Consider the following 16,657-nt stretch of genomic DNA (forward strand, 5'->3'; position numbering starts at 1 on the left):
CGATTCTAGTGGCCGAGGATTCGTGGCATCGACACCCTCTCGCCCAGCACGTGCTCCGACAGGAATGCCAGCACCACCTCGTACCAGACCTTGGCGTGCTGAGGACTCAGAATCCAGTGGTTCTCCGCCGGGAAGTAGAGGAAACGATGCTCGGTGTTTCCCTCGTCGTCGGCGGGCAGGCCGGACTCACTGAGCAGTTCGTACCACAGCCGTAGGCCCTCGCCGATCGGTACGCGATAGTCCTTGTCGCCGTGGATGACCAGCATCGGCGTCGCGATGTCCGCGACGAACAGGTGCGGGGAGTTCTCCACCGCCATTTCCGGGGACATCTCGCGAGCCCAGTAGTACGGCGCATCGGTCGTCGGTCCGAACTGGTCGAGCGCCCACAGGCTCGCATGGGTGACGATGGCGTCGAACCGGTCGGTGTGGCCGGCGATCCAGTTGGCCATGTAGCCGCCGAAGGATCCGCCCATCGCCGCAGTGCGGGTGTGGTCGATGTCCTCTCGCGCGGCCGCTACATCGGTCAACGCCATCAGATCGGTGAACGGTGCCTTACCCCACGCTCCCCAACCGCGCTGCACGAACTCTTGGCCGTAGCCGGTGGACAGAGCCGGATCGGGCAGTAGCACCGCGTACCCGCGGGCGACCATCAGCCACGGATTCCACCGCCAGGACCAGGTGTTCCACGAGCCGAGCGGACCACCGTGCACCCAGAGCAGCAGCGGCGCGGGTGCCGCGTCGGGGGAAGCATCGGGTAGTGCCAGCCAGCCGCGTATGCGCGAGCCGTCGTCGACGACGGTGTCGATCTCGGTGAGAGTGCCGGGCAACGGGCAGTGTTCGATGGCGGTGTCGAGGTCGACGACGGTGCCGTCGGACAGGTCGATCGATACCGGATGCGGGGCGGCCAGATAGGACGCGGCGAGTGCCAGCACCCTGGTTCCGTCCGAGGACACGTGAACGTGGGTGTACGCATCGTTCGTGTTCGTCAGTCGACGCGGTTCCGCGCCCTCGCGGACGACGAAGATGGGAGACCGGCCGTCGTCGTCCGCGGTGACCAGCACCCCGGACCCGTCCGACAGCCACACCGGATCGATCGGCCAGCGATCCCAGCCCGGCGCCACATCGATCACCGAAGAAGTCCCGAAATCGAAGCGCTGCAGCGTCATTCGAGGCGCATCCTCGGGAGTGGAGAGCGACTCTCGCACGAACATCACGGACGCGCCGTCGGGCGAGATCGCCGGCGCACCCAGGTCGGCGTCGACGTCGTCGACGATCGTGGCACGCTCCCCCGTCTCGGTGTCGATGCGTACCAGCACCGTCCGCACGGTCGCGAGTGCACCGGGAACGGCCCAGGTGGACACGACGAACGTGCCGTCCCTGCTGACGTCGAACGACGCCTCGTGCAGGGCTCCGGCCGCATCCGGGGTGACATCACGCAACCCCGTCGTGCCGTCGGTCGATCCGGCGAACAGATGTGGGGTGGCAGGACCGAGATCGTGATCCCAGAACCGCACCGGAACACCGGTGTGCAGAATCGCATCCACCTTGTTTGCCTTGCGTTCCGTGCGCAGGGCGTCGTCTTCCTCATCGGTGCTCGACGATCCGAACACCGGCGAGAACCCGACGAGTCCGTAACCGGAACGGGCGGTGCGGATCTCGCTCAGACCGGCGGACCGCGTCTCGAGCACTCGCGCCTCGCCGCCCGAGGCAGGCAGGATCCACAGCCGGGCCGGATCGTCCTTGCTCGATCGGCGGGAGAACAACAGATCGCCCGCCGGGGTGAACACCGGAGCGCTCTCCCCCAGTTCACCGTGTGTGAGGCGACGGGCAGGCGAACCACCGTCGACGTCGATCTCCCACAACGACGTTCGATACTCGGTCCGTGAATCGTCCAGTGCGGCAACCACGATCACCGCGCGAGAGAAATCGTGCGTGGCCGCCAGGCCGGTGACTCGGCGGGCTCCGATGTACTCGTCGACATCGTCGTACATGCTCATCCACCGAGCCTAGCTTTGTCGGTCGCCTTCAGTCCTCGCCGAGGTCTTCACGCAACTGAGCGAGCGTGCGAGCCAGAATTCGCGAGACGTGCATCTGCGAAATCCCCACTTTCTCGGCGATCTGAGTCTGAGTCATCGACCCGAAGAATCGAAGGACGACGATTCGACGCTCCCGCTCCGGCAGCTTCTCGAGTGCGGGGCGCACGGCGAGGTAGCTTTCCATCTTCTCGAGCTCCGGATCGTCGGCACCGAGGGTGTCCATCAGCGGCAACCGATCCTCGCTGACCACCGAGTCGACGGACACGGTCTGGTACGCGCTGCGAGCGAGCAGCGCCTGCGAGGCTTCTTTGACATCGATGCCGAGCTCGGCGGCGATCTCGCTGGCGGTCGGAGCACGACCGAGCTTCTGCGACAACGATCCCACCGCCTGAGAGATCATCGAGTTCAGTTCTTTCATGCGACGCGGTACCCGCACCGACCATCCGGCGTCGCGGAAGTAGCGGCGGGCCTCGCCCATGATCGTGGGCACGGCGAACGACACGAAGTCGGAGCCGCGTTCTATGTCGAACCTGTCGACGGCGTTCACCAGGCCGAGCCGGGAGACCTGCAGGAGGTCCTCGTGTGCTTCACCGCGACCGCCGAAGCGTCGTGCGATGTGTTCTGCGAGAGGGAGGCAGCGGGTGATGATGCGATCGCGCAGCACTCGACGCTGCGGTGAATTCTCGTCGAGCGCCTGCATCTGCTGGATCAGCGCGACAACGTCGCTGTAATCGTCGGACTCTCGCCGTGTGCTTCGTTCGTGCGGCACAGGCACTAGACCGTGCTCCTCCGCTTGACCACGTCGATCGCAACCACGCGACCGGCCGCGCCCTCGACGGCGTCGTCGGCGCGCAGCTCGATGGTGTCGGTCAACGTCTGCAGCACGTGCCAGCCGAAGCTGTCCTTCTTCGGTACCGACGTCGGTGCCAACGTGGAGGTGACGACGATTCGGATTCCGGAGTTGCTCACCGAGAACGTGCACGACAGCTCTGCATCGGTGACCGAACCCTTGATCAGCTGCGAACAGACCTCGTCCACGACCAACTTCACATCGGCGATGTCGTCGAGCGTGAAGTCGCTCAGCACCGCGAGAGTTTCGGCGACGGCACGAACCACAGGAAGTTGGTCGGCCTCGGCCCGCACTCTCAGCTCGACCGGTGCACCGGAACCGCGCTCCAGTTCTTCGACCTTGCTGACCCCAGCCATCCGCACTTCCCATCGTCGCCGAGCAGTCGTCTTACCGTTCGCCGAGCCAGACTACCCAGCGACGCACGTTTCAATCCTGGCAGTCGGGTAACCGGGCCCGCCGATCGTTCGATTCGAGCCGATGGCAGGTGAACGACGGCCCGGCCGGCATGACGCGGGCGCAGCGAACTGGCACGATCATCGATGTGGACTACTCGCAGGCACTTCGCTCTCTGGCCAGACGCCTCGGCACTTCGACCTCGTATCGAGGCTGGGACGACACCGAACACGACGTGAGCGACGACACCCTGCGTCAGGTGCTTGCCGCTCGCGGCTACGCAACCGAATCGACCGAGGACGTCGAGCGCGCTCTGGCCGACATCGAGAACGCACCGTGGCGGCGCCTGCTGCCACCGGTCGTGGTGGCCACCCAGGGCAGCGATGCCGTGGTGTGGGTGCATGTGCCACACGGCAATCCGGTCGAGGTGTCGATGGTGTCCGAGGACGGCGAGACCATCGACGTGACCCAGGCCGACGTCTGGGTCGATCCCCGCGAGGTCGACGGCCGCCTCATCGGTCGCGCCACGTTCGTCGTTCCGGGCAGTGCACCGCTCGGTTGGCACAGCCTGACCGCGACGACCATCAGCGAGGACAATACGGTCCGAACGTCGGACACCGTCGTGGTGGTCACCCCGAAGACGTTGTCGCCCAACGCAGAACTGACAGATCGGCAACGGACGGGTCTGCTCACCCAGCTGTATTCGGTGCGCTCGAAGCGATCGTGGGGAATCGGCGATCTCGGCGACCTGGAGGACATGGCCGACATCGCCGGCCGTGAGCACGCGTTCGACTACCTCCTCGTCAATCCTCTGCACGCCGACCGACCCACCACACCGGTCGAGGCGTCGCCGTATCTGCCGACCACGCGGCGCTTCTTCAATTCGCTCTACATCCGAGTGGAGAACATTCGCGAAACCGCGTTGCTGTCGCCGGAACAGTTCGGCAAGGTCCAGAAAGCAGCGAAACGGTTCGACAAGGCCAACAAGCGCACCAGGAAGCTCGATCGAGACTCGACCTTCACGGCGAAACTGCGCGCCCTGGAACGTGTTCACAAGGTGGAACGGAGCCCGGCCCGCGAGTCCGCATTCCGTGCATTCGTCGAACGCGAGGGTTCCGGACTGCGCGATTTCGCGGTGTGGAGCGCCCTGGCGGAGAAATTCGGACCGGAGAATTCGGCGTGGACCGACAGAGCCGCACACCCGCGTACCGACTTCGTGCTCGAACAACGCGCAAAGCTGGCCCAACGCATCGATTTCCACATGTGGTTGCAGTGGATCTGCGACGAACAGCTGGCCGCCGCGCAACGCGCTGCACTCGACGCGGGGATGGACATCGGAATCATGCACGACCTCGCCGTTGGCGTGGCACGCGGTGGAGCCGACGCCTGGGCTCTCGGTGACGTGCTGGCGTCGGGAGTCACGGTGGGCGCGCCGCCGGACAACTTCAACCAGCAGGGCCAGAACTGGAACCAACCCCCGTGGGATCCCGACCGACTCCGCGAACTGGCGTACGTCCCCTACCGCGACATGCTGCGCACGATCCTTCGTCATGCCGGCGGTATCCGCGTCGACCACATCCTGGGCCTGTTCCGTCTGTGGTGGATCCCGCAGGAGGCCGAGAACGCCGGCGGCGGAACGTATGTCGAGTACGACCACGAGGCCCTGATCGGCATCCTGGCCCTCGAGGCCGAGCGCGCAGGCGCGGTGGTGGTCGGCGAGGATCTCGGCGTCTTCGAGCCGATGGTGCAGGAGTACCTCACCGAACGCGGCATCTTCGGCACCTCGATCCTGTGGTTCGAGGCCGACGAATCGGGGCCGATCCCGCCCGAGAACTACCGCAGCCTCTGCCTGACGTCGGTGACCACCCACGATCTGCCGCCCACGGCCGGTTACCTCGACGGCGAACACATCGACCTTCGGTCACGTCTCGGCCTGCTCGAACGCGATATCGATTCCGAGAAGGAGGTCGACGCACGCGCACGCGAGGCCGTTCTCGACATGGCACGGGAACGCGGATTGCTCGACGCCGACGCCGACAACCACGACACGGTGGAAGCTCTGCATCGCCTCGTCCAGCGCAGTCCATCCCTGCTGATCGGTGTCGCTCTGGTCGACGCCGTCGGAGAACACCGCATTCAGAACCAGCCCGGTACCGACGAAACCCAGTACGAGAACTGGAAGATCCCGTTGGCCGACGCGAAAGGCAAGCGAGTACTCGTCGACGATCTCGTCGATCACCCCCGGATGGTCTCGTTGGTGAGCGCAATGGCCGACCGAGTCGAGAGCCCGAGAACGCCGGGGTCCACAATCGAAGAATGAGCCACCGCGAATTCAGCCGATACTGATGGGCCGCATCACTACCCGCAGACCCGTCGTCCGACTCCGGGGCGAGCACCGCGTCGAGCGCCCGGACACCCTCGTGGTGGAGGAACCGATGGAGTTGCGGGTGAACGGCTCAGCACTTGCCGTGACCATGCGAACTCCCGGCCACGACGTCGAGCTCGCACACGGCTTCCTGCTGACCGAAGGTGTGATCGCCTCGGGAGCCGACATCGCGGCGGCTCGCTACTGCGACGGGGTCGACGACGAGGGCGCGAACACCTACAACGTCCTCGATGTCACCCTGGCCGAGGGTGTCGCCCCGCCGGAGACCGGCGTCGAGCGGAACTTCTACACGACGTCCTCGTGTGGGGTGTGCGGCAAGGGATCGTTGGACGCAATTCGATTGCGCACCAAGCATTCCCCCGTGGCCGATTCCGTCGTCGTGACGTCGGACACTCTTTCCGGGCTACCCGATACGTTGCGGGCTGCGCAGAAGGTTTTCGATGCCACCGGCGGCCTGCATGCCGCAGCCCTGTTCACCGCAGACGGCGAGATGCTCGTTCTGCGTGAGGATGTCGGACGCCACAACGCCGTCGACAAGGTCGTCGGCTGGGCGGTCACCACCGATCGAATTCCCTTGCAGGGGACGGTGCTGATGGTCAGCGGGCGCGCCTCGTTCGAGTTGGCCCAGAAGGCGGTGATGTCCGGGATACCGATTCTCGCGGCGGTCTCGGCCCCGTCGTCGCTGGCGGTCGACCTCGCGACCGAATCCGGTCTGACGGTCGTCGGCTTTCTCCGCGGTCGGTCGATGAACCTCTACTCCCACGCCGACCGCGTTCTCGTCTCAGACGGCAGCGTCGACCAGTAGTTCGGCTGCGGTCGCGTTCCTGACCTCGTCCACCGACACACCGGGCGCGGTCTCGACGAGACGTAGGCCGTTCGCGGTGACGTCGAGCACGGCCATGTCGGAAATGATCCTGTGCACGCACCCCTTGCCGGTCAACGGCAGGGTGCACTGTTCGAGAATCTTCGGCTCGCCCGTGCGCGAGACGTGCTCCATCATCACGATGACGCGCCGCGCTCCGTGCACCAGATCCATCGCGCCGCCCATGCCCTTGACCATGTGCCCGGGGATCATCCAGTTCGCCAGATCACCGGTGGCACTGACCTGCATCGCACCCAGCACTGCGACGTCGACCTGGCCGCCGCGGATCATTCCGAACGACTGCGCGGAGTCGAAGTAGGAGGCACCGGGAAGGACGGTGATGGTTTCCTTGCCCGCGTTGATGATCTCGGCGTCGAGTTCGTCCTCGGTGGGATAGGGTCCGACGCCGAGCACTCCGTTCTCCGAATGCAGGATCACCGAGACGTCGGTGGGAATGTAGTTGGGCACGAGGGTCGGCATTCCGATGCCCAGATTGACGTACTGGCCGTCGCCGAGTTCCTGCGCTACCCGAGCCGCCATCTGTTCGCGGGTCATCTTCTCGCTCATGCTCGTACCGTCCTCTGCTCGATACCGACCTCGACCGGTCCGACGTGGACCACTCGCTGCACGTGGATACCCGGGGTGTGCACCTCGTCCGGTCCGATCTCGCCCGGCTCGACGAGGTGCTCGACCTGCGCGACGGTGATACGCCCCGACGCGGCGGCTGGTGGATTGAAGTTTCGCGCACTGGCGTGGAACACGAGGTTGCCGTGGCGGTCACCCTTCCAGGCGTGCACGAGCGCGTAGTCGGCGATGATCCCGCGTTCCATCACGTAGGTGACACCGTCGAACTCGCGGGTCTCCTTCGGCGGACTGGCCAGAGCGATGCCACCGCTGCCGTCGTATCGCAACGGCAATCCGCCGTCCGCGACCTGGGTTCCGACGCCTGCGGGCGTGAAGAAGGCCGGTATTCCGGCACCGCCGGCTCGTAGTCGCTCGGCGAGGGTGCCCTGCGGGGTGAGTTCGACTTCGAGTTCGCCGGCGAGGTACTGCCGCGCGAACTCCTTGTTCGAGCCGACGTACGAGCTGATGGTCCGACGAATGCGGTGCTGCGCCAGCAACACTCCCAAGCCGAAGCCGTCCGTTCCGCAGTTGTTGCTGATGGTTTCCAGATCGGTCGCACCCTGCGCGAGCACGGCATCGATCAGAATTTCCGGCACTCCCACCAAACCGAATCCCCCGACGGCGATCGACGAACCATCGGGCATGTCCACTACGGCTTCGGTGGCGCTGGCCACGACTTTGTCCAACATGGGACGCACGCTACCTCATCCTGTGCGTTATGTGAACAGGTTGCCACCATGCGAACGCTTCGCTACTGTGACTATTGCGTAGATCACCACAATCGTGAGGAACCGTCGATGCTTCGTCTCCCACCCGAGTACCGGGATCAGTCGGGGGTCCATGCCCCGCTCGACTTTCCCGACTACCGGACCACTGCCCTCCGTCATCCTGCGCAGCCGCTGACCCTGCTCCCCCAGCGACTCACCGAGATCACCGGACCGGTACTGGGCGAGGGACGTGTCACTGCAGCCGACGCCGATCTGACGCTGGCCAACAACGGTGAGGCACAGGGGCAGCGGATCGTCGTACACGGACGCGTGCTCGACAGTGACGGCAAGGCCATTCCGAACACCCTCGTCGAGGTGTGGCAGGCCAACGCGGGAGGTCGCTACCGACACACCCGCGACCGGTGGCCCGCACCGCTGGACCCGCACTTCAACGGCACCGGTCGCGTACTCACCGATGCCGAGGGCAGGTATCGCTTCACCACGGTCAAGCCGGGCGCATATCCCTGGGGCAACCACCACAACGCGTGGCGACCCGCCCATATTCACTTCTCCTTGTTCGGCCAGGCGTTCACCCAACGGCTGGTGACCCAGATGTACTTTCCCGACGATCCCATGTTCTTCCAGGATCCGATCTTCAACGCCGCCCCCGAGGACTCGCGCGCTCGGATGATCAGCACATTCGATTACGAAGCGACACAGGACAACTGGGCCCTCGGATTTCGATTCGACATCGTGCTGCGCGGCCGGAACGCCACCCCCTTCGAGGAGGACGATCACGATGACTGAATCAGAGTTCGCCCCGCGCTACCCGGTGGCCGCCGGTGCCGACTTCACCACCGCTCCGTTCGGACAGACCCCGTCCCAGACCGTCGGCCCCTACGTCCACATCGGACTACTGTGGCCCGACGGTGAGAGCGTGGTACCGCAGGGCACCGACGGTGAGATCACCGTATCGTTCACGGTCATCGACGGAGCCCGAAACCCCATGTCCGACGCCATGATCGAGACCTGGCAGGCCGACGGCGACGGCCGGTTCGATCACCCCGACGATCCGCGCGGTGCGGTGCCGTCGCGCACAGTCGGTTTCCGCGGCTTCGGGCGCGCGTTCGCCGACGAGACCGGAACGATGTCGATCACCACGATCAAGCCCGGACCATTGCCGGCCGAGGACGATTGTGTCGAAGCACCGCACATCGACGTCAGTGTCTTTGCCCGCGGGATGCTCGACCGAGCCGTGACGCGGGTGTATTTTCCCGACGAAACCGAGGCCAACGCCGTCGATCCGGTGTTGTCCGCCCTGCCGGAACACAAGCGTGCCAGACTCGTCGCAGCACCGGTGCACGGTGGATATCACCTCGACATCGTGCTGCAGAACACCGATCCGGACGGCGACGAGACTCCGTTCTTCGCGCTGTGACACTCGATTGGCGAGAGGGGACGATGGAATCCGAACGAGGGGCACTGTTCGATCCGACGTTCGGTAGCGACGAGATTGCGCCGCTCGTGGGCGACCGAGCCTGGGTGACAGCGATGTTCGCCGTCGAGGCGGCGCTCTCCCAGGCCGCGGCTTCGGTCGGTCTCGTGGAGGCCGGTCACGCCGAGGTCGTTGCCGCTGCTGCGACCGAACTCGGAGCGCACCTGGACATCGCAAGGCTCGGAGTGGACGCGGCAGCCGGGGGCAATCCGGTGATCCCACTGGTGAAGATCCTTCGGAACGAAGTGGCCGAGGCCGAGGTTCCTGCCGCGGCAGTGCATCCCGGGGCCACCAGCCAGGACATCATGGACACTGCGCTGATGCTCGTCTCCCGCACTGCACTCGGTGTGATCGAGGCCTCGCTCGACGCTGCGAGTGCCGCTGCGCGAGGTCTCGCCCTGGCCCACCGGACCACCCCGATGGCGGCCCGCACTCTCGGCCAGCAGGCATTGCCCACCACCTTCGGCCTGGTGGCTGCGAACTGGTTCTCGGGGCTGCGCCGCGCGCAGACCAGGGTTGCTGCCGTTCGACGCGCGTGCACCATCCAGTACGGCGGGGCGGCAGGCACTCTCGCGGCCGTGCATCCGCACGGACCGGCCGTTGCCGCGGCGCTTGCCCTCGAACTGGGCTTGGATCGACAGACCGCGCCCTGGCACACCGACCGCACCGCGATCGCCGACATCGCGTGCTCCTTGGGCATCGCGGCTGGAACGATCGGCAAGATCGCCGCGGACATCGTGTCGATGTCCGCCACCGAGCTGGGCGAGGTCGCGGAGGACGCGCCGGGTGGATCGTCGGCGATGCCGCACAAGCGCAATCCCGTTGCCGCCGTCACGGCTCGCGCCGCGGCCCGGCGGGTCCCGGGTGCGGTGGCCACGGTGCTGTCGAACATGGACCACGAACACCAGCGCGCCGCGGGAGCCTGGCACGCCGAATGGGAGACGATCACCGATCTGCTGCGCCTCACCGGTGGTGCCGCCCATCGACTCTCGCAGAGCCTGAGCGGGTTACACGTTCATCCCGACGCGATGGCCCGGAATCTCGACGTAACGGGCGGCGCTCTGCTCGCCGAACGTGTCACCGCGGAATTGGCAGCGCACACCGAGCAGGCCCGCGAGATAGTCACTGCCCGATGCGCGGCGGGAGCACCGCTGGACAGCGACCCTGCCATCACAGCATTTCTTCCACCGTCGAGGGTGCGCGAACTACTCGACCCGGCCGCATATCTCGGCCACGCACCCGAACTGGTCGACGCGATCCTCGCGGAGCATGCCCTCGACACCGAACACACCACAGAATCGAAGGATTCACGATGACCGTCGCACTTGCTCACGAACGCACCGAAGGACCCCGCGCCGACGCGGAGACCGTCGTGCTGATCGGTTCGCTCGGCTCCGATCGCACGATGTGGAACCCACAGATCGGCACACTCTCCGCCTCCGTTCACGTTCTCGCCGTCGACCTGCGCGGGCACGGACGATCGCCCGTGCCGTCAGGGCCTTATTCGGTGACCGAACTCGCCGAAGACGTTCTGGCGCTGCTGGATTCCCTCGACCTTCGGCGTGTTCACATCGTCGGTCTCTCGCTCGGCGGCGCAGTCTCGCAGTGGATCGCCATCCATCGCCCGGAGCGAGTGCGGACTCTGACATTGCTGTGCACCTCGGCCAAGTTCGGTGAGCCGGCGCACTGGCTCGATCGGGCCGCAGCGGTCCGATCGGCGGGAACCGCGTCGCTGGCCGACGCCGTACTCCAGCGCTGGTTCACCCCCGAACTGTCGGCACGCGACGCCGATCTCGTCGATCGGCATCGCCGGATGATCGTCGATACCTCGGACGAGGGCTACGCAGCATGTTGTGAGGCGTTGTCGGACTGGGATTCTCGTTCGGATCTGAACCGAATCACCGCTCCGACCCTGGTGATCGCGGGCAGGCAGGATCCCTCGACCACCCCCGAGGACCTGAGGATCATCGCCGACGGCGTCTCCGGATCGACGTTCCGGGTTCTGGACCCGGCCGCGCACCTGGCCAACGTCGAGCAAGCCGGGCCCGTCACCGCGGCGATCGCCGCACACATCGGATCGGATGCGTATGCCGTCGGACGCGCAGCGGCCCACGATGCCGGTATGGCGGTGCGGCGCAGCGTCCTCGGCGATGCGCATGTCGACCGCAGCATCGCCGCGCGCACCGACTTCACCGCGCCGTTCCAGGATTTCATCACCCGCACCGCATGGGGCGATATCTGGAATCGGCCGGGACTCGATCACCACACCCGCAGATTGCTGACGCTGGCGATCCTGACGGCCGTGGGCAATCAGCACGAACTCGACATGCACATCCGAGCAGCGCTGCGAGCGGGCACCGACCCGGACATCCTGGCGGAGGTGTTCCTGCACACCGCCGTGTACGCGGGAGTTCCGAACAGCAACAGCGCATTCGGTCTCGCGAACGCGGCCATCGCCGAGGCGTCCACCGAAGCCGAATCGGGTACCTCGTGAACTCTGCGGAATCGCCACCGCCGTCCTCGGACTACGTCCAGTCCCTCGGCCGTGGTCTTGCGGTGATCCGGGCCTTCGACGCCGAGCATCCGCGTCGAACACTCTCCGACGTCGCCCGAGCGACCGAACTCACCCGAGCCACCGCCCGACGGTTCCTGCTCACCCTTGTCGAACTCGGCTACGTCCGCACCGACGGCTCGATGTTCTGGCTCACTCCGCGGGTGCTCGAGCTGGGCTACAGCTATCTGTCGAGCCTGTCGCTCCCGGAAGTCTCGGGGCCGCATCTGGAGGCTCTCGCCGAACGGGTGCGCGAATCGTCCTCGGTTTCGATTCTCGACGGTGACGACGTGGTGTACGTCGCCCGAGTTCCGGTCAGCCGCATCATGACCGTCGGCATCAACATCGGCACCCGGTTCCCCGCGTTCGCAACATCGATGGGTCGCGTGCTGCTGGCCGGACTGCCTGCCGACGAACTCGCGGCCTACCTCGACCGCGTGCGCTTGACTCCCCTGACGGGCAAGACGATCACCACACCCGATGCGCTCGGCCGCGAACTCGACCGGGTCCGGTCCGACGGCTTCTGCCTGGTGGACCAGGAACTCGAGGAGGGTTTGCGCTCCATCGCAGCTCCCATCCACGACGGACACGGAGCAGTGGTCGCAGCGGCGAACGTCTCGACCCAGGCCGCGCGGCATTCCGCCGATGCGGTGCGCACCGAACTGCTTCCGGCTCTGCTCGACGCCACCCGCGCCATCGAGATCGACCTGCTCCGGGTGAGCACCGGACCCAACGACAAGCGAGGAACCTCCCATGCCTGATGCCGTGATCTGTGAACCACTTCGGACCCCGGTCGGTCGCTTCGGCGGCCAGTTCAAGGACATTTCCGCCCAGGCTCTTGCCGGTACGGTGATCGCCGAACTCGTGGCCCGCACTGGCATTTCCGGTGCCGACATCGACGACGTGATCCTCGGTCAGGCGTCTCCGAACGGTGATGCACCGGCCATCGGACGCATTGCGGCGCTCGATGCAGATCTGGGTATCGACGTTCCCGGGATGCAGGTCGACCGTCGCTGCGGATCCGGTCTGCAAGCAATATTGCAGGCGTGCATGCAGGTTCAGTCCGGGGGCAACGATCTGGTTCTGGCGGGCGGTGTCGAGAGCATGAGTCAGACCGAGTTCTACGCCACCGGCATGCGCTGGGGCGTCAAGGCCGAGGCCGTAGCTCTGTCCGACCGTCTCGCCCGGGCGCGAGTGACTGCGGGCGGCAAGAATTTTCCGGTGCCCGGCGGCATGATCGAAACCGCAGAGAACCTGCGCGCGGAATTCTCCATCAGCCGCGCCGATCAGGACGCCCTCGCCGTCCAGTCCCACCGACGTGCAGTCGCCGCACAGAACAGCGGTGTGTTCGCCGAGGAGATCGTGGGAGTGTCGGTCCCCCAACGTAAATCGGATCCGTTGCTCGTCACCACCGACGAGCATCCGCGAGCCGACACCACCGTGGAGTCACTGGCGAAGCTGAAGGCGATCCACGCGTCGATCGACCCCGAGTCGACGGTCACCGCAGGAAACGCCAGCGGACAGAACGACGGTGCCGCGATCGCGATCGTCACCACCCCGGACAAGGCTGCCGCGCTCGGCCTTCGGCCGCTGGCGCGATTGGCCGGCTGGGGCGTGGCAGGCGTTGCCCCACGCACGATGGGGATCGGGCCGGTCCCCGCGAGCGAGAAGGCACTGGGTCGGCTGGGACTGAGTCTCGACGACATGGGCATCATCGAACTCAACGAGGCGTTCGCCGCACAGGCTCTCGCCGTGACCAGGTCCTGGGGCATCGACCCCGAGGATCCGCGCCTCAACCCCCACGGTTCCGGCATCTCGCTCGGCCACCCGGTCGGTGCCACCGGAGCCCGCATTCTGGCAACGCTGTTGCGCGAAATGGACCGCCGAGAGGTCCGCTACGGACTCGAGACGATGTGCATCGGCGGCGGACAGGGACTTGCTGCGGTGTTCGAGCGAATCGGCTGATCAGACGTCAGTACTGGAGCTGCGCCGCCAGTCGCACAGCCGAATTGGTCTCTCCATAACCCTCGTAGCCACCAACTCGCTGGACCACCTCGAAGAACAGGTCGTCGCCCACGGTTTCGGTGAAGAAGTGGAAGAACTCACCGCCGGTCGCGTCCGCGTCGTACAGGATCCCCAGACGCTGCATCGCGTCCAGGGTCTCGGAGCCGAGTCCGAATCGCGCGTCGAGATCGTGATAGTAGTTGGGCGAGATCCGCAGCGGGGTGAGCCCGCGTTCGGTCGTTGCTCTCGCAGCGGCGTAGATGTCTTCGCACCCGAACGCCACATGTCCGACGCCTCCGCGCCGGGCGGCGGGCAGTGGGTCCGAATCGGACGGGCGGCCGGGCACCATGTTGAGCGAGAGTCGAATCGTGCCGTTGGCGGTGGCGAGGGTGAGGGCTCGGCTACGAACCAGGCCGATGGCGTCGACGACATCCTGGCCCTCGTGTGGCACCATGCCGAACACCGAGCGCAGCAGCAGCATCACCGAATCCCAGCTCTCGGCAGGCACGGCGAGTGCGATGTGATCCACGTGGGAGACGCATGGCCGGTTCTGTTCCGGCGTTCGGGGCACCAGATCGAATGCCGATTGCCAGGCTCCTGCGCTGTCGCGGGTGCGTAGGTCCAGCGACGTCGCACCGGTCACGGCCAGGCGCACCACTGCATCGGTCGCGTCTGCCACACCGGGCATCGAGACGGTGGACGCGGTGACTCCCAGTGCGCGTGCCCGAGTCAGCCACAGATCCGGTCGTTCGCTCCGAATCCCGATCTGCGCCAACGCCGGTAGGTGAGCCGGGACGCCCGGTGCGGTCCACAGCGTGTCCACCGTGGTGTCGACGGCGACGGCCAGTGGACCCTGGGTGAACAGGCTCAGTCCGTGTTCGCTGTGCGCTGCGGTCAGATCGAAGCCCAGGTGCCGCAGTGTGGTGCCCAGCTGCGCTGCCTTCGCCGGCCCTGCCGCGATCCGGAGGGAGACGACGTTCTCGATCGGGCCCGGAAGTGGCGGCGCGAACAGATCGTTGCCGGCAGAGGGTGTTTCGACGCTGCGCACCTGCTCCTGGAGGTACAGCAGCGACCGATGTGCGTCGGATGCCGTGCGGCCGGTGTCGGAGTGTCGGAAGACGTCGTTGAAGATTTCGAGCGACCACGGGCCGGAATATCCGGAGGCCGCGACATCGGCACCGAAGCGCGCCAGATCGAAGCTGCCCTGACCGGGGAAGCATCGGTGATGTCTGCTCCACTGCAGTACGTCCATCACCAGGTGCGGGGCATCGGCCAACTGGAGGAAGAAGATCTTCTCGCCGGGGATCTCGCGAATGCCTGCGGAATCGTCACCGCGGGAGAGGATGTGGAAGCTGTCCAGGCACGTTCCCAGCGCGGGATGATCGACCTGCCGGACGATGTCCCAGGCGTGGCGGTAGGTGTTGACGTGGGCACCCCACGCCAACGCCTCGTACGCGAGTCGCATTCCGCGCCGATGCGCACGCTCGGCGAGAGTTGCCATCTGTTCGACCAGCAGGGCGTCGTCACGGACGGCACCGGCCAGCGGAGAGGAGCAGACCAACAGCAGATCGCACCCCAGCTGTTCCATCACGTCGAATTTGCGTTCGGCGCGAACGAGGTTGCGGGCGAACTGTTCCGGGTCCGCCGAGTCGGCATCGCGGAAGGGCTGATAGAGGTCGAGGGTCAAACCGAGATCCGCTGCCTTCTTCGCGATGTCCTCGGGAAGATCCGGTGAGCTGATCAAGTCCGGCTCGAACACCTCGAAACCGTCGAACCCGGCGTCTGCGATGGCGCGCATCTTCTCGTCGAGAGACCCACTGAGCGACACGGTGGCCACCGACGTGGCAATGGTGCTCATGCGAGTGCACCTGCGGTGACGCGATCCTCCTGCGCGATCAACGAGCTCATGTGCGCGACCATGCGATCGGCGTCGGCGGTGCGTCCGGTGAATATCTCGAAGGCGTCGGCGGCCTGGAACACCGCCATTCCGGTTCCACTGAGCGTTCGGCACCCCGCTCGGGATGCGGCAGCGAGCAACTCGGTCTCGGCGGGTCGATAGACGACCTCGGCAACCCACATGTTCGGATGCAGGAGTGCCTCGGGCACTGCAGATCCGGGATGCTCCACCATTCCGATCGGAGTGGCGTGCACCAGGCCGGTTGCGGACTCGAGAACAGCGGCGAGCCGGTCGAGGCCTGCCGAGAGGATTTCTACATCGGGGAACATCGCCGATAGGGATTCTCGGAGTTGTTGTGCCCGAAGCGGATCGGCGTCCACGAGAGTGAGCCTGCCTGCGCCGCGGCGGGCCATCGCGTAGGCGACGGCCGCCCCCGCTCCCCCGGCACCGAGTTGCACCACGTCACCGATGTCGGCACCGGGTAGACCGCGGCCGAAGTTGCGATCGAATCCGGACCAGTCGGTGTTGTGGCCGACGGCTCGGCCGTCCGCGAACACCACGGTGTTGACGGCCCCGAGTCGGACTGCGTCCTCGGAGAGCGCATCGAGAGTGGAGATGACGCGTTGTTTGCACGGGTGCGTGATGTTGAGTCCTCGAAATCCGAGGTCTGCGGCGGTCGAGACGAGACGGGGCAGGTCCAGGACGGTCAGTCCTCGGCTGTCCAGATCGATGATCCGGTATTGATAGGTCAGCCCGTGCTCGGCGCCCTCCCGTTCGTGCATCGCGGGCGTGAGCGACTTGCCGATACCCGTCCCGATCAGTCCGCAGAGCAGGGATTCCGGCATGTCGATC

General features: G+C 66.0%; 15 protein-coding genes. 8 read left to right on the forward strand and 7 right to left on the reverse strand.

Annotated elements, in window-relative coordinates; translation table 11 throughout:
• Positions 1 to 5: 5 nt before the first annotated feature.
• From MTX34_RS13140 to MTX34_RS13150, 3 genes are read right to left on the reverse strand one after another with little or no spacing between them, the layout of a single operon-like run.
• Entirely contained in the window at positions 6 to 1,997 is a 1,992-nt protein-coding gene (locus MTX34_RS13140) for an alpha/beta fold hydrolase (RefSeq protein ID WP_243609711.1), read from the reverse strand.
• 28 nt (positions 1,998 to 2,025) lie between these two features.
• Positions 2,026 to 2,811, reverse strand: a complete 786-nt coding sequence (locus MTX34_RS13145; RefSeq protein WP_037193137.1) for a SigB/SigF/SigG family RNA polymerase sigma factor — start codon at positions 2,809 to 2,811, stop codon at positions 2,026 to 2,028.
• Positions 2,811 to 3,242: an ATP-binding protein gene (locus MTX34_RS13150; RefSeq protein WP_243609712.1), complete on the reverse strand. Its 432-nt coding sequence runs from the start codon at positions 3,240 to 3,242 to the stop codon at positions 2,811 to 2,813. Before MTX34_RS13150 ends, MTX34_RS13145 begins: the two co-directional genes overlap by 1 nt.
• A 149-nt stretch (positions 3,243 to 3,391) precedes the next feature.
• Between MTX34_RS13150 and malQ the strand changes: the two genes are divergently transcribed.
• Both malQ and fdhD read left to right on the forward strand, forming a co-directional pair.
• Positions 3,392 to 5,599, forward strand: a complete 2,208-nt coding sequence (malQ, locus tag MTX34_RS13155; protein ID WP_243609759.1) for a 4-alpha-glucanotransferase — start codon at positions 3,392 to 3,394, stop codon at positions 5,597 to 5,599.
• A gap of 25 nt (positions 5,600 to 5,624) precedes the next feature.
• On the forward strand, positions 5,625 to 6,470 hold the full coding sequence (gene fdhD / locus MTX34_RS13160; protein ID WP_243609713.1) for a formate dehydrogenase accessory sulfurtransferase FdhD: 846 nt from the start codon (positions 5,625 to 5,627) through the stop codon (positions 6,468 to 6,470).
• Here fdhD and MTX34_RS13165 read toward each other — a convergent pair.
• The gene (locus MTX34_RS13165) at positions 6,447 to 7,094 is read right to left on the reverse strand and encodes a CoA transferase subunit B (protein ID WP_243594062.1); all 648 of its coding nucleotides are present in this window, start codon (positions 7,092 to 7,094) and stop codon (positions 6,447 to 6,449) included. The genes fdhD and MTX34_RS13165 overlap by 24 nt on opposite strands.
• Positions 7,091 to 7,840, reverse strand: a complete 750-nt coding sequence (locus MTX34_RS13170; protein ID WP_243609714.1) for a CoA transferase subunit A — start codon at positions 7,838 to 7,840, stop codon at positions 7,091 to 7,093. Before MTX34_RS13170 ends, MTX34_RS13165 begins: the two co-directional genes overlap by 4 nt.
• 108 nt (positions 7,841 to 7,948) lie before the next feature.
• Here MTX34_RS13170 and pcaH point away from each other — a divergent pair, with 108 nt between their 5' ends.
• From pcaH to MTX34_RS13200, 6 genes are read left to right on the forward strand one after another with little or no spacing between them, the layout of a single operon-like run.
• Positions 7,949 to 8,665: a protocatechuate 3,4-dioxygenase subunit beta gene (gene pcaH / locus MTX34_RS13175; RefSeq protein ID WP_243609715.1), complete on the forward strand. Its 717-nt coding sequence runs from the start codon at positions 7,949 to 7,951 to the stop codon at positions 8,663 to 8,665.
• Positions 8,658 to 9,296, forward strand: coding sequence for a protocatechuate 3,4-dioxygenase subunit alpha (gene pcaG, locus MTX34_RS13180; protein WP_243609716.1), 639 nt, complete (start codon positions 8,658 to 8,660; stop codon positions 9,294 to 9,296). Before pcaH ends, pcaG begins: the two co-directional genes overlap by 8 nt.
• A 23-nt stretch (positions 9,297 to 9,319) precedes the next feature.
• Positions 9,320 to 10,669, forward strand: coding sequence for a 3-carboxy-cis,cis-muconate cycloisomerase (gene pcaB, locus MTX34_RS13185; RefSeq protein WP_243609717.1), 1,350 nt, complete (start codon positions 9,320 to 9,322; stop codon positions 10,667 to 10,669).
• Positions 10,666 to 11,847, forward strand: a complete 1,182-nt coding sequence (pcaD, locus tag MTX34_RS13190; protein ID WP_243609718.1) for a 3-oxoadipate enol-lactonase — start codon at positions 10,666 to 10,668, stop codon at positions 11,845 to 11,847. The genes pcaB and pcaD overlap by 4 nt, the downstream gene beginning before the upstream one ends.
• Positions 11,844 to 12,665, forward strand: a complete 822-nt coding sequence (locus tag MTX34_RS13195) for an IclR family transcriptional regulator (protein WP_243609719.1) — start codon at positions 11,844 to 11,846, stop codon at positions 12,663 to 12,665. Before pcaD ends, MTX34_RS13195 begins: the two co-directional genes overlap by 4 nt.
• Positions 12,658 to 13,869: an acetyl-CoA C-acetyltransferase gene (locus tag MTX34_RS13200; protein WP_243609720.1), complete on the forward strand. Its 1,212-nt coding sequence runs from the start codon at positions 12,658 to 12,660 to the stop codon at positions 13,867 to 13,869. The genes MTX34_RS13195 and MTX34_RS13200 overlap by 8 nt, the downstream gene beginning before the upstream one ends.
• A gap of 7 nt (positions 13,870 to 13,876) precedes the next feature.
• On the opposite strand, the gene MTX34_RS13205 is transcribed toward MTX34_RS13200, so the two are convergent.
• Together MTX34_RS13205 and MTX34_RS13210 are read right to left on the reverse strand one after the other, a co-directional pair.
• Positions 13,877 to 15,766 (reverse strand): sugar phosphate isomerase/epimerase and 4-hydroxyphenylpyruvate domain-containing protein, encoded by a 1,890-nt coding sequence (locus MTX34_RS13205; protein WP_243609721.1) that lies wholly within the window; start codon positions 15,764 to 15,766, stop codon positions 13,877 to 13,879.
• Positions 15,763 to 16,650, reverse strand: a complete 888-nt coding sequence (locus MTX34_RS13210; RefSeq protein ID WP_243609722.1) for a shikimate dehydrogenase — start codon at positions 16,648 to 16,650, stop codon at positions 15,763 to 15,765. Before MTX34_RS13210 ends, MTX34_RS13205 begins: the two co-directional genes overlap by 4 nt.
• Between the last annotated feature and the right edge of the window lie 7 nt (positions 16,651 to 16,657).

The sequence above is a fragment of the Rhodococcus sp. ARC_M5 genome (genome assembly GCF_022810405.1).
Lineage (GTDB): Bacteria > Actinomycetota > Actinomycetes > Mycobacteriales > Mycobacteriaceae > Rhodococcoides > Rhodococcoides navarretei.